The organism is Candidatus Nitrosocosmicus franklandus (assembly GCF_900696045.1).
GTDB lineage: Archaea > Thermoproteota > Nitrososphaeria > Nitrososphaerales > Nitrososphaeraceae > Nitrosocosmicus > Nitrosocosmicus franklandus_A.
In genome coordinates this window covers 495249-518750 of record NZ_LR216287.1, presented here as the reverse complement: position 1 = coordinate 518750, position 23502 = coordinate 495249, and the positions used below count along the sequence as shown (strand labels likewise).

Here is a 23502-nt window from a genome sequence, read left to right as displayed (position 1 = left end):
TGGTTATTAGAAGGATGCATTAAATATGGGTGCCTAGCATGTTATTCTGAGGTTACTAGCTGTTCAATTACATGTTTAATTAATTCATCTTTTTGGATGGGTTTTCTGATAAAACATTTAATGTCTAAATCAAATTCCTCAACTAATGATTTGTAATAGGCTTCAAAACTTGTAATAAAACATACTTTTACGGATTTATCAATTTCTTTAAGCATCTTGTATAATTCAAATCCATTCATATGAGGCAATCTTATGTCGAGCAATACCAGATCATAATAATTTGGTTCAAAGGTCTGTACCACTTCAAGAGGATCGCTATATGTTTCCACATACAATCCCTCTTGTTCTAGAGTCATTTTGAAAAACAAATTTGTTTCATAACTGTCATCAACAACCAGAATCCGATGTCTCGGTTGATTTCTTATAAACTGTTCATCATCTGATTTTGACAAAATTTGTTGTCTCCCAAGAAATTCAGCTTATCTATTATTTTAAACATGATTCTATTTAACAATGCCATTTGAATCTTGGATTCAAAATGTTTAATGGATTGATATTGTAGTAGTCGAGGCATCCGTTTTGTTTTTGTAGTTAATTTTATTAATTAATAAATATTAAGATATGTTTATATTCTGCATTACATTGTCATAGTTGTGCAAAAACCGTTTGCTACATCGTCTTTGATGAACGGAATCATAGAAGAGGTCCCTATTCATCAGATTTCTTCTCCTAGCTATAGATTTCACACTAGACAATCCGATTTTTGTGATGATGATAATATAGATGAACTGGCACTTTCTATAAAGCAAAATGGGTTGTTAAATCCTATTATTGTACGAACAACAACAGTAACTTCAACACCAGCGCTATCAGAAAAGACAGAATTTAAGATCGTAACGGGAAACAGGAGATATTTAGCTTGCAAAAAACTAGGCTTAAGAAAGATCGTTTGCCAAATAGTTGAATTGGATGAAAAGGAAGCATTTGAAGTTTCTTTGGTTGAGAATATTCAAAGAAGGGATCTAGATCCATTAGAAGAAGGAAAAGCATTCAAAGCCTATGTTTATGATTTTGGATGGGGAGGTTTGTCTGATTTATCTTCTAAAATATCAAAGAGTATTTCTTATATATCTAAAAGAATTTCTTTGCTAGACTTACCTTCAGAGATACTTGACGAGGTCAAAAAATCAAACTTGAGTACGAGTGTAGCCGAGGAACTGATATACATAAAGGATAAAGAAAAACAACTGCATATTGCACAACAGGTCTTAGGTAACAAGATTTCCGTAGCAAAAATGAGGATGTTAATAAAAGAGGGTGTGGATTATGAACAACACATTGCCAATAATAACAACAACAATACTAACAGTAATAAAGACAATACCGACTTCATAACTGATGCCAATGCTACAATTTCTTCTTCTACTCCAACTAATGCTGTTTATATTTATGAGGGAGATGGAATGGATTATTTTGACCATTCTTTTAGGAAAGATACGTTGGAAGAAATTGATTTTAAAGCACAAAGGGCATTCGATAAAACAATCTCTACGTTAAAGATTGCATTGGCTAAGATAGGGAGAATAATAGAAGACGTAGAAGATAACTGGATAGTGTATGAAACATTAATGCAGCATAAGAATATGATAAACAACCAAATAGATGTTTTAATAAAAGAAAAGAAAAAACTCTGATAATTTACTCTCTAGTATATGCCGGTTATTTTTCGATGTCGAAAATTAACATAGAACTATGCGTAAAGAAATTTGATCTTAAGCCGTTTTGTATGTGTTTCCTGTCTTCCTATCATCTCGATTTGGGTCCTCCTATATTCATATGTACCGATTATATAGTGATATTTGTATCACTATCTCTATTATCCTCTTTGAAATCTTTATATTCTCCAAATGATGTCTTTAGAGATTAAAAGTCCGTCTCGGTTGTTCAACGGTGCATATACTTCTCTTTAACTTCAATAAGTCTTTTGTTCTTCTTAATGCTTCTCATATCCTGAGAAGAAAGGTATTCCTATATCGGTTGCAATATAATCTGAATACAGAATTCACGACATCAATCTGGTAACAGATGTAGTTGATAAAACAGTAATAAAAAGACCTAGATCATCACCCAGATCCAAACCTAGATCAAGAGGAAGGCGACAACTATAACATCTCTTTCTAGACAAAGGATATAAATCCAATGAAAAGGAACTGTAATAATTAATCAAACGAGGCTCTATATTTCATCTACCGATCAAGAAAAAGAAAAAGAAGAAAGTAAACGACAGTGAAGAAAAGGTTAAAGAAAAACCGAACCCAAATCATAAAAAATATTCTTCCAAATGATGGGTTGTTGAGCCTACTAATTCGGAGCATAACAGGTTTAGGAAACTCTTTACTAGATATGATAAGAAGTATGAAAACTATCTTGGGTTGGTACAATTCTCTTATTGTAGCATAATCTATAGAAAATTAATTTTAGGATAGGTTCTTAATAAATTTATAAAATGAGTTATAGCTGTTATAAAAACCCTTATGGTATGTTCAAATGATGTGAATTTGTTGAAATTGATATAAAATTCCTATATTCAAGATCGAGAATCGTTACTAAAGAATTATATAACATTTGAAAGAAATAAATCACTATGTAAAAATTTTTTATTATGACTAGTTGATATTTACATCAAACTTTTTCCATGCTTCTGCGTATTTCTGTGACATTTCATCCAACTCATACATTGCATAGTGCTTGGCGTCAACTGATTTGGCTCTTCCTGCCAACACATTGGCCTCAAACGGTTTCATTACTCTACACATTACATTGTAGTGTGCTTTTCTAAGCCACATAAAAGTAATTTTGTCATCCTTTGTTTTAACCTTCATATATTCATGAGCTGAACGTATATGTGGCCTATATTCAAAATCATCCATTGACTTGAATTCCTTTAGCACTTTAGTTGGAACTAGTGTAAAATAACATTTTTTATGTCCCCTGTGCCACTGAATAAGAACTACAGAAACTCCATTGGGTTTTTCAATTACATGCAGCTTTGAACAAGAACATCCTGACTTATCTGGGCAGATATCTTTATTATAAACATAAAGCATTTCATCTTCTCTCAAGCCCGAAAATATTCCAAATCTAATTATGGTGGCTATCTCTCCTTCTCCTATAGAAAATAACTGTTTTAAACGTTCTTCGATATAACTATCATCAACTATATACAGTTTACCGTGTTCTGTCTGTCCTGCAGAAAGGTTATGTCTTCTAATAATTTTCTCTACTAGATCAATACACTCTTCATTGTTGTATTTGTAGAGATAATAGGCTCCAAATTTACGCATGCAATCCATGATCTTTGAGCGAACCCTAGGAGTACAGCTTCTAATTTCATCAACTCGCTGAGTAAAAAAAACATCGCGGAATCTTTTAAAATAGCTAACTAGATCTCTACAGGTGTTTTTATGAAATTTACGAACATTCAGATAATAATCATACATATCCTGGGTGTTAGCCTTCATGTAAAAGTCGGAGTTGTGACCTCCCTCCAATATAGATTTTAATCCTGATTTATCTACATTATCTGTAAGATTTGTAATTTGTCTATCTTCTGTCACATGTGGAAATGTTCCATTGATTAGATCTTTTGTTAGTTGTCCTAAAGTTTCAAATCCCAGTAACTTGAGCCGTTGATTAAGAATGGGTATGTCTTCTCGTCTTACCTTTACGTTCATAGCAACCCACTCGGTTTTACTCGGCTTAGTTAGCGAGTTTTCTCTCGCGATTTTCTGCATATATTATAACTTATGGTTCCAATTCATAAATTAGCTCTTATGGAACCATAGAAAAAATCTGTGGAACCATAAAAATTACAATGGAACCATGAATTGGCTTAAATTTTGTTATTTGGTTCCATATGTGGTTCCAAATTGGTATTAAATGGTCAAATACTAGGTGAGTTTTATGGTTCCATAGTTCCTATAATAAAGATTATATAGTGCTTAAAATTAACTTAATATATATAAGAGCCTGAGAGATTTCATATAACAATTCCAAAAGTGGACTGGGCGGGATTTGAACCCGCGATCTTTCGATTGCGAATCGAACGTTCGTACCAGGCTGAACCACCAGCCCTCAAATGCCTTTTATGGGTTACCGGTGGTTATTTTATTTCCGCACCTATAACAGTAAACTGCATTATCTGGATTTATATTCTTGCATTCGGGACACTCTACCTCTTGTTCTTTACTTAGACCTCTATTAAGTTCACCATGAAGACTGGATATCATGTTTAGAAGCGTTATAATTTCCTCGCTTTGTAATCCTTCTATCCTATCTATTTTATTTTTGATTAATTCTTTGATATTATTTTCTTCCTTCTTGCTCTGTCTCTTAATTCTGGACTCTATGAGTTGTGCTCCCAAAGTTGAAATCAAGATCCCTAGTATTGCTATACCTATAATCATGACAACCGTTGCAATCACTCGTCCTTCAAATGTGACCGGGTATATGTCCCCGTAGCCTACGGTCGTTACTGTTACTATTGCCCACCAAAAGGCATCGTCTAAATTGGTTATAGTTGTTCCAGGGGCACTCTTCTCTACAACATAAACACCCAAAGCTCCTGCAGTAACCGTAGCTATTGACAAGAAAGTTATAAAAATTAGCCTATTCTTTATTTCATCGAATACTATTATTACTCTCGATAACGTGTGAATTAGTCTAAATATGTGGATGAATCTGAAACTTTTTAACCCCACTCCAAATATTGTTTCTCCACTTAAAAGAAATATGGCGTAAACCGGAATAAGAGCTGGGATTTCATAAACATGTTTAAGAATGTATTTCGATGGATTCTTTGAATCTCGTGCCCTCAATAACAAGTCCGTGCATAAAATAATTGAAACGGCTACATCGAACAACAAAATTGCCACGAGTACATCTCCGATTGGATCATAAAAATACTGTAATAATACTAAGAGTATAGAAAAGGAAGTAATGGTGACAATAAATATTTCAAAATTAGCACTCCTTTTCACGAGGAGCTAATCCCATTAAATTAGTTTAGGTTTAAGAAGCTTTGATATTAACGATTTCTTTTGTTAATTCTTTTATTTCATGGTGCTAGTATTCTGTTCTGTCAGGCCCTGGGAATCAAATTTTTTCTTTTGAAATCTATATTTGATAGTCTATTATAGGCTTTTCAAGACTATTGATACTGTTAGAGCCTAAGTTAGAGATGGCTGTGCGCAATACATATTAATTAAAATATGTACGTCTCCTCTCAAAATAGATAAATGGATGATTCAGCGACTATTGACTTTAAGGTAATCAAAGAGTATTGGGATTCTTATCTTCTCGGTGATGGAACTAAACTTAAAAGCAGAGTTGTATTAACAGGGGTCAAAAAATCTAAAACTAACCCATCAAGCGAATATGAATTTGATTTTCAATCAATACAATCTTTTGTCTTTTCAGATAAAGCAAAGGGTCCTTCTCACTCCAAAGTTTATTCAAAAGAAGAATTAGAATCGGTATCTAGTAAGGAATTGCCTTATTCGATTTCTTCTGAAAAGTGGAATGAATATTTACTAGACGATGGTACTAAATTAAGATTAAAAAACAGCGTTGCAGGAGTTACAAAGTCAGACTTGTTTTTACAAAACGGAGATCCAATATATAATGTAAAGATAAGAGTATTGTCAAAAGTCAAAAGACCCAAGAAATAAACTACATGCCATGTCCGACAAGGCATTTTATCTCATTTATTATTGCTAAAATTCTTATAACACTAATTTAGTAACATAAGTTAAATGTGATTTTATCCTTTGATAATACAATGTAATCCTTTTAGTCTTATGCAAGTAGGTTAACTTTGCCAGTTGTTCTACAATTATCTCCGATATTTGTATAAGAAACCCTATTTTTTCTAATATAGAGACCTTTAGGTGATAATTTAATTGGTTTGTTTTAAATCCAAAGCAAGAAATCAATAGATTGATCTCCATTCACAATAGGTGCCAACTAATATCAATTATAACTTAAACAATCTTTTTGAGTTTTCGAACATGATCAGTTCTCGTTCCTGATCATTGAGATCTAATTTTGAAACAAAATTCAGATAGGATTTCATACTTGATATTGGCCAATCTGTTCCATACAAAAGATACTTTGGCTCACCTGCATAGTTTAAGAAATCTGTAATTTTTCCAACCAAATATTTTTCATAAAATTCTGTAAAGTCCCCTAATACCAGTCCAGAAATATCTGCATACACATTTTTATTCTTGTAGATAATCTCTTGACAATCCAAAAACCATGGGTTTCCAAGATGACATGTTATTATCTTTAGCTCCGGATTATCCACCGCCACATCATCCACGTTAATAGGATGAGCATATCTAATTTTACCCTTGGGAGTATACGTATCACCCGTATGAATCATTAATGGAACATCGTATTCTATACACAAATCAATAACCTTTTGGTACTTTGGATCATAAGGATAATAGTGCTCATATCCTGGGTAAATCTTTAAACCTTTAATTTTACCATCTTTAAGATATTTGCGGTATTCTTCAATTGTGTTTTTTCCATCATGATTGTCGATTGAAAACCCTGCAACCACATGAATATTATCATTATTTTTTATGTATTCTAGTATCTGAGACGTTGATGGTCTCTCTTCATTTACCTTGTAAGAAGAAATAATGACAGCTTGATCAACATTGTTGGCCTGCATTGTATCTGATAGAGCTTTAATTCTTTCATCAAGGGGGATATTTTTCAAACTTTCATAGCCATTAATATGTACATGACAATCGATGATGGTTTGAGTCACTTTTTGTAGTATGGATTAATCCATTCAATAAACGTTGCATTGTTCAGTGAATTTGAATCTTTAAGATAATTTGGTAGAATTTTTATGAACTTGAATCCGTTTCTCAATTGAAACGATAAAACCGGATCAGTAAGTTTCTTGTTCAAAATTGCATTGACATAATCTTCTGGAGAAAGTTTATTCGCATACTTGTAATAGTTGGCAAGTCTGCCACCTGCAATTATCCTCCTTAAATTTAGTTTAATTGTCAAGTCTTTTCGTTTTCTATAGAATTTTGACGCGACTCCTAATCTTCTAAAAGATGGGTGGACAGAGACATCTGCACCATACAACGAATCACCTAGAGTTGGACAATGAGTTGTAAACATACTATTCCCAGTAACTCGACTAAAGGTATGGACTGCGTATTCAGGTTCCAATTTTACGATAAGACTACTAGAGGAGCCTATTATCTTATCATTATATATAGCACAAAACTGTCCTTCTGGAAAAATATCTATATGACTTTTTAAATGATACTCTCTCCAGACGCTTCCTTCCTCGAACATTGATGGAAATGATTCTTCCTGTAATTCGATTATGCCATCGATATCCTGATAGGTTAAATTCCTAATTATTACTTTATTCTCTGGCATTTTATATTTTCACATGCCTTCTCCTTCTTTCTTTTGCTTTTAGCTTATAGATCTTCAGTGGTAAGACTACAAATATTAACATTAGGTATTTAACCAATTTCGAAAAGACCTTTCCGTTTCGCAAGAAACTGGCCTTATCTTTTCTTCTGACTATTGATAAATATTCTACTGCTTTACCAAACTCCACACCCCGCTTTACTCAAATTTCTATATCTTTTATGATCACTTTCACTTGTTTTGTGAACGTAAATAAGAACAGTACGCCACGAATCAGGTAATCTAGCGTACCTGTTTTCCTGAGACCGCGATAATTCATTCGTGTAAATGTTAACTCCCAAGCCTGACTAGTAAAAGTTATTTTAAATAAGATATGTGTATCAATTCTAACAGGTGAGCAATCTCTCTTATTTTGATGCAGAATCTGAAATTCTTTACAAACAGGTTCCCAGAAGCAAGGATTGCAAAGTAAAGATCTCATTTAACTTGGACTTTGACATTGGTCAAAGTTATGTGACTTCCAAAATAGAGGATAGGGAGGGTAACATTAGAAAATTAAACATCCAGCCTGGAATCCGAGGAATCATGCTACAAAGTGATCTGATACGATTGAGGCCAGGAGACGAATATCCAACTCATGTATTTGTACAAACCATTTTGAAGGATTCTCGAATCTTGGTTAGGAAATTACCTATGACAGGTTTGAGCGATTGGCTGTTGATTTTTGAAGAGGATCTATTTTTACTTGCTGTAAAAGAACAGTATGAAGAATTGGAAATTTTGGGATAGGTAGTAGTAGGTTGATGAATTAAATTGTGGCCAAAAGATAATTGATGACTTGTTGTTTGTTATTGTCGTCTTCAATCGATTCTTATCCATTCTGATAGACATCATCATCGCCCTCGCTGAATACGGTTTTTAAAAAATTTTGGTTAGTAACCCCGTTGCTGTCTTTTGGTGTTTTCCTTGTTTTTTTCAATATATTTTGCGACAAGAGTTTCTGGCTCTAATCCGGCTTCTATCGAAAGCTGTATCAAAAAATGCCAGAGATCGATAATTTCTTCTTGAATTCTTTGATTTTCAATTCCTTTTTCTGTTTTCCACCACTTCCAGTCTGTTTCTCTTTGCAACTCTACAACTTCATGCAGCATTGCAGAAGAAAGCATAAAGATCCTATATCCACTAAACGGCTCTCTAATTTCGTAGAGTTTCTTCATTTTGTTTTCAGGTGATGATGCTGCTGTAGTACCTTCTTCTGTTTTGGGTCCATCTTGCTCACTTTTAATTTCGGATTTGGAATAACTTTGGCTTATCAATTCTTTTTGCTGATTGAACAAAAATTCTAATTTGTCAAGTTTAACGTTATTAGTATCCAATGCCATCCAAAGAGCTTTATGACTTTGGCTTAATATGTGTGCTCAAAAGAGTAAAATTGGGTGCTACTACTACTACCTACCCACCCACCTACTTACCCTATGGATCAAATTTAACTAAAAGGTCATAACTCGTCTATAATAGAGATATAATTCTCAATGCTTCTGTCGAGTAAACTCTTGTTATTTTCTGCGACTAACTTTGCTACCAGTTCTTTGTTATTAAGAACGAACAGTGAAACATTTTCCCCACGTTTTCTTTCAACAATTTTTGCATCCAAAAGGCGTTTCAAATTCCACGATGTTGTAGAGGGAGCCTTGCCTATGTGATTTGCAATTTCGTTAAAACTTGCTCCATTTACTTCCTCTTGAAGATAAAGTATAATTTTTTTAGTGGTTTTGATTTTCAAATAATTTAAAATAAGAAACTCGTCTGGATGAGTTGAAGCTGGGTAATATCTTGTAATATTGCTGTTTTCAGTCTTGCCAATCTTTATCATCGACTGCTTTTCTAGTGCAGACAAGTGGTGGGAAAGAGTGCCGTTGTTTAAGTTAGTAAGTCTAAGAATATCTCTATATCTTATTCCAGGAAACGAATCAATAATTTTTAGAATTCTGCCCCTGTTATCTCCTCCATTATTTGCTAGATGAATTTGACTATCTTTTAAAGCCGAATAGATTTTCATTTTCTTTCCAACCTCAAAACACCTGCAGCAAACAATCCTAGCATTATTAGCAGCAATACATGTGTATATTCTACCTCTATTAAAGGTATATTGTAGGCTTCCAGAATATCACTTGTTTGCAGCATGTACAGAAACTCTGTGCACATTAAGAATCCAAAACTCAACGCTGTTAACAGGATTTTCTTGCTCTTTGTTTTTTTATAAGAAAGAAACGAAATTGTTGTCAAAAAGAGTGCAACATCGAAGCTTACAATATGGAGAATAATATGATAAATCATTGAAGGGTGGGTAACATGCGGAATAATAATTGGGTAAATAATAATACTAAGAACCGCTATAGACAATATCAAAAAAAGTTTTGATTTGCTGCTCACAAGCTGTACAAAACTTTCTTTTGAGATGTTGCTACCCATACTAAACAATCTATTTAATATGCGTCAAATACACTTAAAAATAAATTGGTACAAAAGTAAAACAAAGTATATGCATGGGATTGATGACGAGACTAAAAGGTCGATTTTTCTAATATTGTTAAAAGTTTAACAAGAAAACCGTTTTTTATTTTATTATTTGTTGTTGTTATTATTATTGTTACTACCTGCGCTCGAATCGCCATGAATGATTCTGTCTTTCATTTTCTCAAATTCCTTGTCAGATATTATACCTCTATCTCTTAAATTTGCCAGTTTTTCTAACTCATCTGCGTGGGATATCTGCTGAGCAGGTCGGTAGTGATGCTGGGAGTCACTGCTGGCTCCCATGGGATTCATGTTACCCAAATATGTCGCTCCAGATCCAAAAGCGGTTGTAGGTGACCTTATATGAGCAATCCCGTATCGTATTACTTCTACTAGATCTTCTGCTTTTTTCTTTGGAATTGCGTCAATTACTCCATCCTCACCATGTTCATGAGTACTAAGTCTTTTTACGCCTGGGATTTTTTCTGGAACATTTGGATTAAACAATCCCGGTGCATTAAAAATTACTGATGCAGACAATATTCCTTTCTTTATCTTTGCGTTAGTAATCACGTTGTAAGGTATGTCAATTATTTCTTGTTTTAATCCTAACATGGATGGATCTCTTAATATTATCCTTCTATCAGTAGCATATACAACGTTTGGGGAAAAATGAGATCCACCTGGCTTGATTCTTGACTGTCTAGCCACCACAAGCACTTTTTCGTCGGGGTTTAGCATTTCGGCTATCTTTCTAATTTCATCAAATTCGTCTTCATCTGTGATCTCTGTATTAAAATTATTCTTATTGTCCGACATCTACTATCCTGATTAATCAAAACAATCTAAAAAAGTTATGATAACTGACTACTTTATTATCACAATTTTATACCTTACAAATTGTAAAGTAAAATATTTTTATACCTTTCATCAAATAGCACTGATGATAAAGTCAAAACAGCAAGTAAGTTCTTCATCTTCATCTGTGCTTTTTGCAATTACGTTGGTGTCAACTCTACTAGTATTGGGTACTGTTTTTAGTTTACAGGTTCTAACACCTACATCACCATTCTCATCATTACTGCTAGGCGATGGTCTTGACTCTCAAGTTAACAGCATTATTGGCAATTTTCAGTTTTATCCTACTAACTTGGCCTATGCACAGAGTGCTGTGGCAACACTTGCAAATTCCGCATCTGGTACCAACGATACTTTGGTGTTTAATACTTATGAAAACAGTGGAATGGGTATTTCAATAAAATACCCTTCCAGTTTTTTAATTGACGAGAGCAATTCCAATGAGACAGTAAAACAGGTGAGCTTTTTCCCAGCTTATGATGATTCAACTCAATATCCACAGACCTACATATCGTGGTTCAATGTATATGTAGAAGATTTATACCCACCAATATACGACAGTGGTAACCAAATAAATATTAGTTCTTATTTAGAAAGCCAAGCCAATTCTATACAAGAACAAGATGCTGATGTTACTATTGTTGAAACCTCTACCGATTCAATGCTATCAGGAATTCCAGCCTACAAATTAGTGACAAGAAGCTATTCAGGAAATACAAGTATTGATGATATTGAAATTGGAACGCTTGTCGGTAACAAATTATACATTCTAAACTATGAAGTAAATACAAATGATGTTCAAAATTCCCTACCCATTGCAAATAAGATGATCTACTCATTTAAGATCAATTCGTTAAATAATCTGGCCGATTCCATCACTAAACTGGCCAACTCTAGCAGTATTGCAAAGATAAAAGAAGAGGTACCATTTTTGGCAAATTTATTTTCCTCACTGAATATAAAAAATATCACAAACAGTCCATACAGCTTGTTAAACTCATTGGGTTTAAATGAAACTACATTCTCTACCCTCCAAAGTCTGCTATCAAATTCAACAGCCTTGTTTTCATCTCCTTCCGGATCACTTTCATCAACAAATCTTAGTTCTTTGATGGGTTCTGGATTAGGATCTGTGGACCCTGATACCTTCTGCAATATTCAAATTTTGTCAAATTTATGTAGAGGAGATGTTTTTTCCAATCATACTAATCGCTCTATTGCACCATTTTTGAGCGATTGGGGTTCATTTGGTGGTAACGTTAGCGACCTCAGTCAATTGTTTAACCTTTCAAACAACACTGGTACGATGGGCCTTCTTGGAGGACAATCTATGCTCAGACCTAATGTTACAGCTGCTGGAGAGGGCTTTAACCTTTCTGCCCTTATGAATTTTCTTGGACCTTTTGCAATGTTGGAATCTCATCCTTCTTCCTCTTCCTCTTCCTCTTCTACTTTTCCTTTTTTAACAAATAGCTCTAATTCTTTATTTGGCCAAACAGGCCTTGAATCCTTGTTCTCATCTTCTTCCTCTTTTGATAATCATTCGGATTCAATGTTCTTAGATCATTTGTTTTCTCATGATGGTGGTTTTGGTTTTGGTACCAGCAATGTCAATAGCAGCAGCAGCAGCAGCAACAGTACTGGTAATAGCAGTAATAGTGATATGGGCCTTGGAAGTGATTTAGGTTCATTTGATCCATTTGCAACCCTATTTGGAACAAACGACACAGGATTTGATCCAATACTTGGAGAAGAAAATACTTTACAGAGTCTAACCAATACTAGTCAAAACAACAACGGTAGTAACTCTTCTTCCGCTTCTTCCGCTTCTTCCGCTTCTTCCGCTTCTTCTGACCTGATGAAAATCTTGGAATTCCTTCAAAGCGGACAAAAGTAATATTATATTACTTTTTTATCATTTTCTTTTTATTTAACAAATAGTCTGTGATCAGGACTTTGTCTATGTCTCTTGGATTAATGTAGATTGATTTTCCATCAACCGATTTTGCCAATTCATTTACGAAATCCAGTAACGTGTCTTCTTCGCTTACCATTATCGTGTCTATATCTATCCCATCTTTTTTTATTCTCTTTGCATCCATTATTGTTTGCTCGCCTATGTACTGGTCTATTTGTCTGTATCTATAGCACAAGTACACCGTATGGCTTTCATGTATGTCGAATTTTGTCCTTTTACTTTCCGAGTCTTGCATGCCTATTCTTTTTGGATCAGGTTTGTAGAAATGAGAGTATGGTCTCTGCCTCATTATTCTATCCTGCTCACTCTTTTCGTTAATAAAACAAGCACTTGGATGTCCATCGGTAATCATCACTATTCTTTTGTTTTTCACTCCATCCTTTTTCAATATCCTTTTAGCTAGCCTGTAAGCAGCTTGATAGTTTGTATAATGTAAAAAATCAGCATTAGGCTCAAATGTTTTTAAAAAGGGAATATCAATAGCTTCTATTCGGGCGGCAACGGAGCCAAATCCAATTGTGTGGATTATATCCAAGGGAAAAAATTTTTTGTTCAAAATGTATAAACTCCATAAAGCTCGCTTCGAAGCTTCTATTCTACTTAAATCACTGTACATTGAAGCGTACTTCATTGTGGAACTCAGGTCTATGCAGTATACTGTTGACACCTGAATCTCTTCCAAAGTATCATATATTTCGATATCTTCGTAGGTAATATCGAGAGGGAATTCAATTTTCTTTCTGTCATCATCATCATCATCATCATCATTGTCAGCATTTAGAATATTTTTCCCCTTACCTGTGCCACTGGAATAAACTCTATCCAGAAAGTTTCTTATCGTTGAATTTATGCTTATATTTGAAATCTCGTTCCCAACTTCGTACTTCCTTGAGCTTTCTTGAATAATGCTTCCGTATCCAGTAAACATTGTTTCATGCATTCCCAACTTGTCTGCCTTTAATGATTTTATTATTTCCACAAGAATTTGTTCTCCCATTTTCATGAATCCTTTCTTGTTTATCCATCTGTTTGAGTCTTCTGTTAGATAGCCTTTTTTTATGAGCTCTCTAACAATGGGAAGGTTATTTCCATCCATTTCTGTACCTCTAAAGTCTATTCCAAAAAATCGCCTACTTTGTTGATTAGTAAAAGCAGTATTTGTTGATGTTGTTGATGACGAGGAATACTTTGGGGAGGTCTGAAGAGATGGAGGTGAGAGAGGGTTTTGATTATTAGAACCCGGACCTGAGGTAATAATACCATGATTGTGGCTTTGATTTTTATTAGTAGGGTCAAAAGTTCCCTCGCGCCATTTCCTATAATCCTTGTTGCTATTGTTGCTTGCCTTTTCTAAATCTGAAACGTACTGTTGGAGGTATCCTTCGAGCTCTTGTAAAGTAGGTGGGCTTTCCTTTATAGCCTTGTTTCCTATTGCTTTTAATATATCGGGAAAGAATCTCTTTAAAAGATCATTTCTACTAGAATGTTGGCTTTGTTGTCTTTGATTGTTGTTTAGGGATTCTGGCGGTTCTATTATTTCTGTGTCATAGTCAGAATCGCTTTTACTTTTATCTCTTCCTCTTTCTCGCTTAGTGGAATCGCTCTTCTCAATAGACCTAGGGTAGTAGATAGTTTTTCTCATTTACAGTAATCCTTGATTTGTGGCTGGACGGTAGAGTTTGTTCTGATATTGTTGAAATAATTAATAATTTTTCGCTGGTCTGATCTCTTAGTCCTGCTAGTTTTATACAAAAATATTTCTATTTTTTTCATCGTTATGGTTCTTAATTCTATTGAGCAATTCTATTATCAAACATTGCCAATGGTGCCCTCAAATGTATCATCTTTTTTATCCAGGATAGGCGGTGACGTGAATCTCAAGTACTCTAGTAATAATTCAATCATAGCCGCCCAAAGCTCCTCCTCTTTATCATCATTATCATTACCCAAATTACTCTCGTTAAACTCGCTCTTAAATTCAATGTATTCTAAATTTCTTTCTATTCCAAAACCTTTGGCTAACTTAATAAGATCATTTTGTTTGTTTCTTAATTCTTCGACTGCTCTTTTTACTACATTCGTTAACTGGGGAAATTGCTTTAATTGGGTTGTATAGAGTAATCTGCCATTTGACAGTGCTTTGGTATTTGAATCAGGTTCTTTCTCCTGCAATTTGAAATTTTGAATTTGGTACTGGTTCTGAGTTATAGTAAATGACTTGTCTTTAAAATCGTTTCTGATTGCAACAAGGTCAGGAGACTTGAAAAAGCCATTGAAAAAATGCAGCGAAGTCTCTTGCATAACTTCTCTAATTATGTTATTGAGAAATTCGATCCTATTCTCCGATGTATCTTCGATTTCGTCTAGTTCAAATTTAGACGATTGAAATATGCATTGAAGGTCAGAGAATCTTGGAATTACCAATATGTTGTTGTGAATAGCTCTTTTACATTCCACTTCTCCTATGAGAGCTTCTAAAGAGTGAATTGTTGACCTAACACTTACCCCTCTATCGCTATTTACTTCTGGATGATTTCTGATTTTTTGAAAAATCCTTGTTATCGTCTCCAAAATAAAAACAGGTAGAAAAGTACTCTTGTAGTCTCTGTTTAGCATATCCATTTCCTGTATTAGTATCAATGTTTCATCCTGGATGGTGTTCGGATAGTGAGTTTCTATATGACTTTTTAGTCTATCGGCGAGTGGCTCTATGATCTTTCCAGAATGTGTATAATCCATAGGATTTGCGGTTGCGATAATTTTAACATCGGGTTTGAAAAATACAGGATAAGCTCCAGTAGTAAATCTTCCTTCCTGTAATACGCTTAAGAGTGTAACTTGCTTTCTTGGATCGAGAACGGGTAACTCATCTAAACATAAAATACCGTACCTGGATTGTAGTAAATATCCAGGTGAATAAGAGTCAATATCGTACAATTCGATACCTTTCTTGATTATTTTTACAACATCTATTTGACCTACCAAATCTTTTACAGATATATCTGGTGTTGCCAGAACGTATCTGTACCTTTGTTTACCGTCAACCCACTTTATCCTGGTATCCAGTCCATTATTCCTAATCAACTCTTCGCAGTCTTTTGAAACATGAAATTCAGGTGTTTTTTTCTCAATTTCTTTTCCGTTAATCAAATCCACAAGATGGGTGTATGGCAATTCAGTTGGAATATCATTTGTCAGGGTTCCTTCTACAATAGGGATCGGTGATAGTAACTTTTCTGATATCAGTTCTGCTAACCTTGTTTTTCCTTGTCCAATATGACCGACGAACAAAATGTCATGTCCTGCAAGCAAACCGCGCTTTATAGCAGGAATCACGGTATCATCAAAACCAATTATTCCAACAAAGGGATTCTCATTATTTTTTATTCTAATGATTAAATTTTCTCTAAGCTGTTTTTTAGTAGAGCTGTACTTGTAGTTTATTTCTAACAAGTCTCTTAATGTCTTTACTTGGTCATAATTTTCTGGAACTCCGTAGAAACTTGGATTCTTATATGATGGTTGAGTCGAGTACGATGCCTTGACCAGTTCTAGAATAGTATCTGCGCGGGACAAATTTTGTATGGATGAAGTAGGTTTCTTTTCTTTAAAAATCTATGCAAGCTATAGCCATGAAACCTAAATAGTCTTCATTACCTCTTTATTTGATTTATTGTATCTATTTTTTCAATTATTTTTTCGCCAAGTCCAAATTTGTTTATATCTCCCATACCAAATCGCAAGGAGAATAAATCCAATTATTACTCCAAAAAGAGAGTAAACGTACATATTTGTAACCAGGAAACAATACTTTCGCAACTCGTAAGAATCTTGTAAAGCTGCCTCTTGAGCTTGCCTGTTTTCTTCTTCTAATTGTTGTTGTCTTCGTTCTTCTACCTGCTGCTGAAATTGATTGGAAAATCCGGTATTGTTTCTTTGGTTATCTTGAATTTCTTGAACAATATTATTTTCTAATATGGTAAGTGAATTGACCTGTCTAATGCAATTGCTTCCCTCAATATTAAGGGCTACTGCAGAAATAGAACAAATACAGATTAACAGGGTCGAAGCTTTAAGATAATTGTCCTTTTTTATTAAATAATATACTGCTTTCCAAACCAATAATTTTTCTTAAATGATATTATATAAAAATTAGAATGTCAAATTAAAACTCACTCACTCACTCACTCACTATCTCTTCATTATCAGATTCGCTGTTTGTCAACAATATGATAATAAAGATCATCATCATCATCATAATCTTGAAAATCATTTACGGAGACAGTGAAAAATAAATCTAAAAAAATCAAGAATTGAGAGATACTTTTGCAACGGTTGTATTAGGGGTGCTTGAGATCTCGACCTTGACCTTACCAAGATTTTCGAAAATGAGTATCAAGAATTCTTTAATGAAAAGCGACCAGATCTCTCCTAATTTGTGTTGTATCACATAAACATGCCTTCCATCATCGTCTACTCTATGGTCGGAGTTGATGCCGATAACTTTCATGTACTGTTCTAAAACTTCTAATACCGAAAGTAGATTGTAATTTTTCTTTATTAAAAGAACTGAATCTTTTAAGAAATTAAAAGCAATTTGAGCAAGGTCTTTTACCAAAGACTCTTTAAATTTTGCCATATCTTCGATACCGTTTTCAGAGCCTGATTTAACTACTTGGTCCATTACACTGAACAAAATTATTTTGGGAATTGGTATCATTCCAATCTTGTTTTCATATCTTTCCCAGTTTGAATACCTACGAAGGATTTGATTTATCAATACATTTAAGGAGGTTTCTCTGTAGTCAGCTTCAAATTGTAACTCCTCGATGACTGAGCTTTCAAGTCTAAACGTTATACTCCGCGTTTTAGCCGGCTTATTCTCATAGGCTTCATTTTCTTTCAATTCTATTGCTTATCTTAAGATATTATGAATCATCAGTTATTATGTCTTTTATACCCTTGAACACAAATTTGATGTGGAAAAGCCTTGTTGATTCAACAACATTCATTTAATAATTGTTTAACTTTTTTGTAAATGGTATATGGCTTGACTAGATGAACATAGCATCTAATCCAGAGAATTCTTGTTGACGCTGCTGCCGCTGCTACGGGTCTAGAGGATTTTGTATATTGAGCTTCTTCAGGTAGGTGGGGTGCGCGCCTTTTACAAGAATTAATGGGAATGTGTTTTTATGTGAATGTGCATTGAATACTCATTAAAGGTCTTGAGATTGTTTTCGTTACTGAAAAATTCTTTAGAATTTCCGTGAAAAAAGAGTTTCTTGTACAGACAAGCTACCTTACTGGATACCATGTTTACTGCATCTAAGTCATGAGATGACCAAATTATAGTGATATTCTTTTCTTTATTAAGTTTGACTAATAATTTGTAAAATAGTTTTAAAACTCCTGCATCAATTGCAGTATCAGGTTCATCTAATATGAGTAGTTCAGGTTCATGAATTAAAGCCTTGGCGATCATTACACGTTGTTGTTGTCCCCCAGATAGATCTCCGATCCTTTTATGTAGATATTCGCCGATACCTGTCAACTGTATTAATTCTTCTAACTTTTCTTTATTGTGATGACCATTATTTTTGAAGGTTCCAAGATGAATGATCTCATTTACAGTAGCTGGAAATCTGGGATCGAAACTGTTTGATTGAGGAATATATCCAATTCTTTTGTAAATTTCCTTGGCACTTCGCCGGATATCTTTATCAAAAATTCTTATAGACCCTTCAAATTCCTTGTTTAATCCAAGAATACATTTGAAAAGGGTGGTTTTGCCTGCACCATTTGGTCCGATGATCCCTAAAAAGTCCCCTTTGTTTATCTTAAAGGAAATATTATCTAAAATAACATCTGAGTTATTCTTTACGGTCACATTCTCTAATATAACCAAAGGTATTGGATCAGGTGAAGACGTTGATGATTTCTCCGAGGAAACCAGTTCAGATTCTACCATTAACTTGAGAGATATTACATTTTTTTGTATTTAACGTTTCTATTATCCATTTTTGGGCGAACCTGTATGCGATAAAAAGTAAGTCAGCTGAAATTGGTTTATAAAAAGTCTGCAATCCTCTGCTGTTTGTAGATAGGAATCGACTATGCTGTCTCTTCTCTTTAATTAAGTTTGATATTAAAAATCTTTAAGAAATGAATACCTCAGGGGGTGCAAAATATAAAGGAAAAAAGGCTCAGCAATCAGCAGCAGCAGCCATTCTGCTCAGTATTGGAAGGGGGTTTACCGCTTCTATCTGTTTGCCAGGTACCTAGCTAGTGCCAATGTATATCTATCCTCTTCTCATTTCAATGGGATCGTCAAGCCCGGTAAATTAAAATCAGGCAATTCGGGCAGTCTGAATTCAGGCAATTCGGGCAGTTTGAAATTGGGAAATGGTGTATTTGGTTGAACATCGTTGCTATCAGGTTCAGATTGAGATTGAATTTCTTGCAAAGGCAAGCCTGGACGAGCTTCGAGAGTTGCTACCAAATTGATTATTTCGCCATTGCGATTTACCGTTAAAGTTATCTTATCGCCAACTTTCTTATTTATGTCTAAATAGGAGATGATATCATCTATTCTTGACACGGGATTTCCATCAATCGCAATAATAATGTCTTTATCTATGATTTGTTGCTGTCCGTATCTATTTCCTTGTATTAACATTCCTTTCAATCCTGCCCTATCAGCAGGACCGTTTGGCACTACGTCTTCAATCAAAACACCCTTGTAATTGTGTGGGAGTCCAAAGGCTTCAGCCAACGTGGGAGAGAGTCTCGACCCTGAAATTCCAAGCCAAGGATGTTCATATGTTCCAGTTGCAATCAGGGATGGAATTATTCTAACAATGTCATTGGAAGGTATAGCAAATCCAACACCAGTATATGCACCAGTATTTGAAAATATTGCGGTGTTCATGCCTACAACATCACCATTCAAATCAATTAATGGGCCTCCCGAATTTCCTGGATTAATCGCAGCATCGGTTTGAATGACATTTGGAATGGAATACCCTAAATCTGAATTGGGCAATAGTCTTCCTATTTGACTCACTATGCCGAAGGTCAGCGTATTGTCTAGGCCATATGGATTTCCTATTGCTAATACTGGATCACCAACTTTAAGTTCGGATGAGTTTGACAAACTAACGGGAACCAGCTTTTCTCCTTCAGGGTTGTCCAATTTGAGTATCGAAATATCTCCATAGGGATCCACTCCCACAACTTTGGCCGTATAGCTGTTCCCATCGTTAAAGGTAACAATAATGTTTGTTGCAGAGCTTATTACATGGTAATTTGTAATTATTATTCCGGAATCATCATAAACAAATCCTGATCCAAATTTCATCGGAATGGGGGTCCTTCCAGATGAATCATACAACCCAGCAGGGTAATTTGGATCTTCATATTCTGTGGTAATTTGTACCACGGAATCTTTTACCTTGTTAAATATGTCATTCAGTAAAGATGTATTTCCATTTACAAAAAGGCCTAAATCCTTCTCCAGACTTTGATTTTGACTCTGGGCATATGCAGCTACATGGTGAAAGAGAATAAAACTCGATGAAAAAATTATTATCAAACAAAATAAACTTCGTTGATAGAACGAAAAAGTCAAAGTGTTATTATATAACAATATAATTATATTTATATATATTATAATCGAATAAAGTGGACTCGTCGTTATCTTGAAACGCTAAAAGAAACTCTTTTCGTCTTTTCCCAATAGATAATTGAAATGAAAAAATCTCAACACTCGATGATATAACATAAACCATACATTGTAAATCGAAATGCTCAAACAAAGGGTGAACAGGGGATAGGAATCTAAATATCATCGAGGTAAGTTTAACTTTGCTTTACCCGATTTACTTACATATTTAGTGTCGCCTTATCTACTTTCTCATTAAGTTCATACGATTATTCTCATGAATAGTAGAATTGTAGATTAGACTATTTGTTCTATCTGACTCATACATTTTTAATTATTTGACTATTTTTCAAACTATTTAACATACTTGCAAGGTCTTAGAGGCAAAGAAGCATTTTCACAATAATTTCTAAATTACAAAATGATCTAACAGGCAAAATATGAGAAAACAATCTATCAGCAAGCTTGTCTTACTTTTTCCCTTGACAATGCTAACTACTAGTACGACAACAAGCAGTTTGAGCGGACTTCAGAGAATTTGAAAAATTTACTGGGAAATTATGAAACAACCAAATAACGATGCTTTTCAATGTAGCTGCTATTCAAATGATTGGCTTGAATGGACCTGTCTATCGAGGATTTTTTGTCCGTTATCTCAATAAGTTACATTTGAGTCCAAGATCTGTTATTGTGGAATTAGTAATACAATTTCCAAAAAAACGAAAAGTCATATAATCGCTTGGTAATTATATTGACCTATTGATTTATCGATTGGTTCTCAACACGTTAGTGTGCCTGCCCCTCTTTCTATCTGTGCTTCTACTGTGTCTGCTGGCAGGTCGACTAACAATCTAACCGACCATCTAACTAACCAACCAATCCGAATGTGTATGATTTTTCAAAATTAACTCAATAGTGTTAGATTCTATAACAGAATCTAAAATAGAATAATAACTTTATTGTGTATGAATGATTTTACTATTAGTTAGTTAGTTAGTTAGTTAGTTTGCTCTCGTTATTGTAACCGATTAATTACCCAAAAAATCACCTGGTATAATTATTGCATCATAAAGTAATAACGTATTTTAATTAAAGTATTGATGAGATTCTGACTGGGTAGAGTAGAAATCATATTCTTCCACAGCAATTTAGTTGAATCTCAATTTCTATATAGACTATCAGTAATATCATATTGCGGGGATGAAAGTTACCTTTTTATCTATTTGTTATTTGATGGATCAGTGTATTGGGATATGGGTAAGATGGAGTGGACAAAACCGTTCATTATAGTGAGGACGATAAGAAAGTGTATTACATAAATAGATATTTGAAATTAAAGCAAAAGATAAGAGAACTTCGTATACTAGCGCTAACTGGGATAACGGAAGCCGGGTCTGGACATCCGGGAGCCTCATTTTCTGCTGCCGAGATAATGGGGTCACTGTACTTTCAGATCATGAATGTAGATCTTTCCAACCCCTCGTTAAGTAATAGAGATTACTTTGTAAATTCAAAGGCTCATTCGGCACCAGGTTATTATGCAACATTATGTTTAGCAGGTTCTTTTCCAAAGGAGGAGATGCTAACCTTAAGAAAACTAAATTCTCGACTTCAAGGGCATCCAGTAAGGTATAGCGAGCACCAAAAACACCATAGCGTTCCGGGTATCGAATACTCTGGCGGTTCAGAGGGTATTGGCTTATCTGTTTCTATCGGTTTATGTTTGGCTAATCGGTTGGATAAGTACAATAATACCGTTTACTGTCTCTTAGGAGACGGAGAAACAAATGAGGGACAGGTCTGGGAGGCTTCAATGGCTGCTGCAAAATTCAGACTAGATAACTTGGTGGCCATACTGGATAGAAACAAGATACAACAAGATGGTTTTACAGAGGACATTATGCCTATTGATCCGATAAAAGAAAAATGGCGTTCCTTTAATTGGGATGTCGTTGAGATTAATGGTCACAAGATAGAACAGCTGATACCTGAACTCTTGAATAGACCAGAAGACAAACCCAAAATAATTATAGCAAATACTGTAAAGGGTAACGGCATAAAACACATGGCAAACAATCCTCAGTGGCACGGTAAAGCTCCATCAAAAAAACACTTGCCGTTACTCATTGAAGAACTTGAAGGAGATTACATGATTTCTCCCTCAATAATAGCTGGACCTAGTGGAATTGGAGAAAAAAGCCTAATACAAAAAATTGAAATGGCAGAAAAGTACGGTGCAGATATGATTCACTTAGACGTAATGGATGGTAAGTTTGTACCAAACACTACCTTTTCATTTGATATGATAAAGAAACTGAGAGGTATAACGAAATTACCCTTTGATGCTCATTTAATGATCGAAGATCCAAACTCATCTTTAGATTCGTTCATAGATGCTGGATGTGATATTATTACAATACACAGCGAAGTATGCAATAGTGAAAAGGATTTCGAAAATATGAATTCCAGACTACTATCTAACGGGATAAGCCCGGGATTGGCTATAAATCCTTCAACCAATCTTCCTGAATGGATTTATTCACATTTAGATAACTTGGATGTTTTGATAATAATGTCGGTAAATCCTGGATTTGCCGGTCAAAAGTTTATTCCAGAAGTTTTACCCAAAATGAAGGAATTGATTCCACGGTTGAGAGAAAAAGGGTACAAAGGATATATAGAAGCAGACGGCGGAATAGACCAATCAACAATTGTAGACTGCTATGAGGCAGGATGCAGAGTATTTGTCATGGGTAATGCAATTTTTGGTTCCGAGGATGTAGACAAAAGGATTTCCGAAGCAAAGTTCAAAGTAGACTCTTATTTGGAACAAACGTTATTAGACCGATCACAGAATCTGAATATACGAGATGACTGGATAAAGGCCAGAAAAACTATATTGGATCGATACGGGATCAAAGGTGTTTAATTTAATGAGGACTCAGTCGATATGTACAAACCAATCTGTTCGCTGTTATGTTTATAGAAAAAATTTTATGTGTAGGTGAAAAAT

Annotated in this window: 20 protein-coding genes and 1 tRNA gene; 5 read left to right on the top strand and 16 right to left on the bottom strand. The window is 34.5% G+C overall.

All coding sequences use genetic code 11. The features are described 5' to 3' along the window. Positions 1-41 precede the first annotated feature (41 nt). Complete coding sequence (locus NFRAN_RS02365; RefSeq protein ID WP_134482909.1) at positions 42-452, bottom strand: response regulator; 411 nt, start codon at positions 450-452, stop codon at positions 42-44. Between the two features lie 201 nt (positions 453-653). Between NFRAN_RS02365 and NFRAN_RS02360 the strand changes: the two genes are divergently transcribed. Further along, positions 654-1694 carry a ParB/RepB/Spo0J family partition protein gene (locus tag NFRAN_RS02360; RefSeq protein ID WP_134482908.1) on the top strand — a complete coding sequence of 347 codons (1041 nt, stop codon included), beginning with the start codon at positions 654-656 and terminating at the stop codon, positions 1692-1694. Between the two features lie 972 nt (positions 1695-2666). On the opposite strand, the gene NFRAN_RS02355 is transcribed toward NFRAN_RS02360, so the two are convergent. The 3 genes from NFRAN_RS02355 to NFRAN_RS02345 all read right to left on the bottom strand — a co-directional run bounded on the left by NFRAN_RS02355 (position 2667) and on the right by NFRAN_RS02345 (position 5039). Then, complete coding sequence (locus NFRAN_RS02355) at positions 2667-3794, bottom strand: integrase (RefSeq protein WP_134482907.1); 1128 nt, start codon at positions 3792-3794, stop codon at positions 2667-2669. Between the two features lie 265 nt (positions 3795-4059). Further along, positions 4060-4134: transfer RNA gene (locus tag NFRAN_RS02350), tRNA-Ala, on the bottom strand. 11 nt (positions 4135-4145) lie between these two features. After that, complete coding sequence (locus tag NFRAN_RS02345) at positions 4146-5039, bottom strand: ion channel (RefSeq protein ID WP_134482906.1); 894 nt, start codon at positions 5037-5039, stop codon at positions 4146-4148. A gap of 258 nt (positions 5040-5297) precedes the next feature. Here NFRAN_RS02345 and NFRAN_RS02340 point away from each other — a divergent pair, with 258 nt between their 5' ends. Then, on the top strand, positions 5298-5729 hold the full coding sequence (locus NFRAN_RS02340) for a hypothetical protein (RefSeq protein WP_134482905.1): 432 nt from the start codon (positions 5298-5300) through the stop codon (positions 5727-5729). 305 nt (positions 5730-6034) lie between these two features. On the opposite strand, the gene NFRAN_RS02335 is transcribed toward NFRAN_RS02340, so the two are convergent. After that, a complete protein-coding gene (locus tag NFRAN_RS02335) occupies positions 6035-6841 on the bottom strand; it encodes an amidohydrolase family protein (RefSeq protein ID WP_172602055.1) in 807 nt (268 codons plus the stop codon). Beyond that, the gene (locus NFRAN_RS02330) at positions 6838-7476 is read right to left on the bottom strand and encodes a GNAT family N-acetyltransferase (protein WP_134482904.1); all 639 of its coding nucleotides are present in this window, start codon (positions 7474-7476) and stop codon (positions 6838-6840) included. The genes NFRAN_RS02335 and NFRAN_RS02330 overlap by 4 nt, the downstream gene beginning before the upstream one ends. A gap of 390 nt (positions 7477-7866) precedes the next feature. Between NFRAN_RS02330 and NFRAN_RS02325 the strand changes: the two genes are divergently transcribed. Beyond that, complete coding sequence (locus tag NFRAN_RS02325) at positions 7867-8262, top strand: hypothetical protein (RefSeq protein WP_134482903.1); 396 nt, start codon at positions 7867-7869, stop codon at positions 8260-8262. Positions 8263-8405: 143 nt separating this feature from the next. Here NFRAN_RS02325 and NFRAN_RS02320 read toward each other — a convergent pair whose 3' ends face one another. The 4 genes from NFRAN_RS02320 to NFRAN_RS02305 form a co-directional block, all read right to left on the bottom strand. Then, on the bottom strand, positions 8406-8849 hold the full coding sequence (locus NFRAN_RS02320; protein ID WP_172602054.1) for a dUTPase: 444 nt from the start codon (positions 8847-8849) through the stop codon (positions 8406-8408). 122 nt (positions 8850-8971) lie between these two features. Continuing rightward, positions 8972-9532, bottom strand: a complete 561-nt coding sequence (locus NFRAN_RS02315; protein ID WP_134482901.1) for a winged helix-turn-helix transcriptional regulator — start codon at positions 9530-9532, stop codon at positions 8972-8974. Then, on the bottom strand, positions 9529-9945 hold the full coding sequence (locus NFRAN_RS02310; protein ID WP_134482900.1) for a hypothetical protein: 417 nt from the start codon (positions 9943-9945) through the stop codon (positions 9529-9531). The genes NFRAN_RS02315 and NFRAN_RS02310 overlap by 4 nt, the downstream gene beginning before the upstream one ends. Before the next feature lie 153 nt (positions 9946-10098). Further along, entirely contained in the window at positions 10099-10809 is a 711-nt protein-coding gene (locus NFRAN_RS02305; protein ID WP_134482899.1) for a PH domain-containing protein, read from the bottom strand. 124 nt (positions 10810-10933) lie between these two features. Here NFRAN_RS02305 and NFRAN_RS02300 point away from each other — a divergent pair, with 124 nt between their 5' ends. Beyond that, positions 10934-12745 carry a hypothetical protein gene (locus tag NFRAN_RS02300; protein ID WP_134482898.1) on the top strand — a complete coding sequence of 604 codons (1812 nt, stop codon included), beginning with the start codon at positions 10934-10936 and terminating at the stop codon, positions 12743-12745. A 7-nt stretch (positions 12746-12752) separates the two neighbouring features. On the opposite strand, the gene NFRAN_RS02295 is transcribed toward NFRAN_RS02300, so the two are convergent. The 6 genes from NFRAN_RS02295 to NFRAN_RS02270 form a co-directional block, all read right to left on the bottom strand. Beyond that, positions 12753-14468 (bottom strand): hypothetical protein, encoded by a 1716-nt coding sequence (locus tag NFRAN_RS02295; RefSeq protein ID WP_134482897.1) that lies wholly within the window; start codon positions 14466-14468, stop codon positions 12753-12755. A 167-nt stretch (positions 14469-14635) separates the two neighbouring features. Further along, a complete protein-coding gene (locus NFRAN_RS02290) occupies positions 14636-16402 on the bottom strand; it encodes an AAA family ATPase (RefSeq protein WP_172602053.1) in 1767 nt (588 codons plus the stop codon). Positions 16403-16513: 111 nt separating this feature from the next. Next, positions 16514-16948, bottom strand: coding sequence for a hypothetical protein (locus NFRAN_RS02285; protein WP_134482895.1), 435 nt, complete (start codon positions 16946-16948; stop codon positions 16514-16516). 184 nt (positions 16949-17132) lie between these two features. Beyond that, the gene (locus NFRAN_RS02280) at positions 17133-17732 is read right to left on the bottom strand and encodes a hypothetical protein (protein ID WP_134482894.1); all 600 of its coding nucleotides are present in this window, start codon (positions 17730-17732) and stop codon (positions 17133-17135) included. A 270-nt stretch (positions 17733-18002) separates the two neighbouring features. Further along, a complete protein-coding gene (locus NFRAN_RS02275; RefSeq protein WP_134482893.1) occupies positions 18003-18797 on the bottom strand; it encodes a metal ABC transporter ATP-binding protein in 795 nt (264 codons plus the stop codon). A gap of 342 nt (positions 18798-19139) precedes the next feature. Next, positions 19140-20420, bottom strand: coding sequence for a S1C family serine protease (locus NFRAN_RS02270; protein WP_134482892.1), 1281 nt, complete (start codon positions 20418-20420; stop codon positions 19140-19142). Positions 20421-21756: 1336 nt separating this feature from the next. Between NFRAN_RS02270 and NFRAN_RS02265 the strand changes: the two genes are divergently transcribed. After that, positions 21757-23418 carry a ribulose-phosphate 3-epimerase gene (locus NFRAN_RS02265; RefSeq protein ID WP_134482891.1) on the top strand — a complete coding sequence of 554 codons (1662 nt, stop codon included), beginning with the start codon at positions 21757-21759 and terminating at the stop codon, positions 23416-23418. Positions 23419-23502: the final 84 nt, after the last annotated feature.

Coding starts and splice junctions, on each gene's coding strand:
- NFRAN_RS02275 (WP_134482893.1), bottom strand. CDS start 18,797: ATGGTAGAATCTGAACTGGTTTCCTCGGAGAAATCATCAACGTCTTCA.
- NFRAN_RS02340 (WP_134482905.1), top strand. CDS start 5,298: ATGGATGATTCAGCGACTATTGACTTTAAGGTAATCAAAGAGTATTGG.
- NFRAN_RS02330 (WP_134482904.1), bottom strand. CDS start 7,476: ATGCCAGAGAATAAAGTAATAATTAGGAATTTAACCTATCAGGATATC.
- NFRAN_RS02305 (WP_134482899.1), bottom strand. CDS start 10,809: ATGTCGGACAATAAGAATAATTTTAATACAGAGATCACAGATGAAGAC.
- NFRAN_RS02355 (WP_134482907.1), bottom strand. CDS start 3,794: ATGCAGAAAATCGCGAGAGAAAACTCGCTAACTAAGCCGAGTAAAACC.
- NFRAN_RS02300 (WP_134482898.1), top strand. CDS start 10,934: ATGATAAAGTCAAAACAGCAAGTAAGTTCTTCATCTTCATCTGTGCTT.
- NFRAN_RS02295 (WP_134482897.1), bottom strand. CDS start 14,468: ATGAGAAAAACTATCTACTACCCTAGGTCTATTGAGAAGAGCGATTCC.
- NFRAN_RS02310 (WP_134482900.1), bottom strand. CDS start 9,945: ATGGGTAGCAACATCTCAAAAGAAAGTTTTGTACAGCTTGTGAGCAGC.
- NFRAN_RS02315 (WP_134482901.1), bottom strand. CDS start 9,532: ATGAAAATCTATTCGGCTTTAAAAGATAGTCAAATTCATCTAGCAAAT.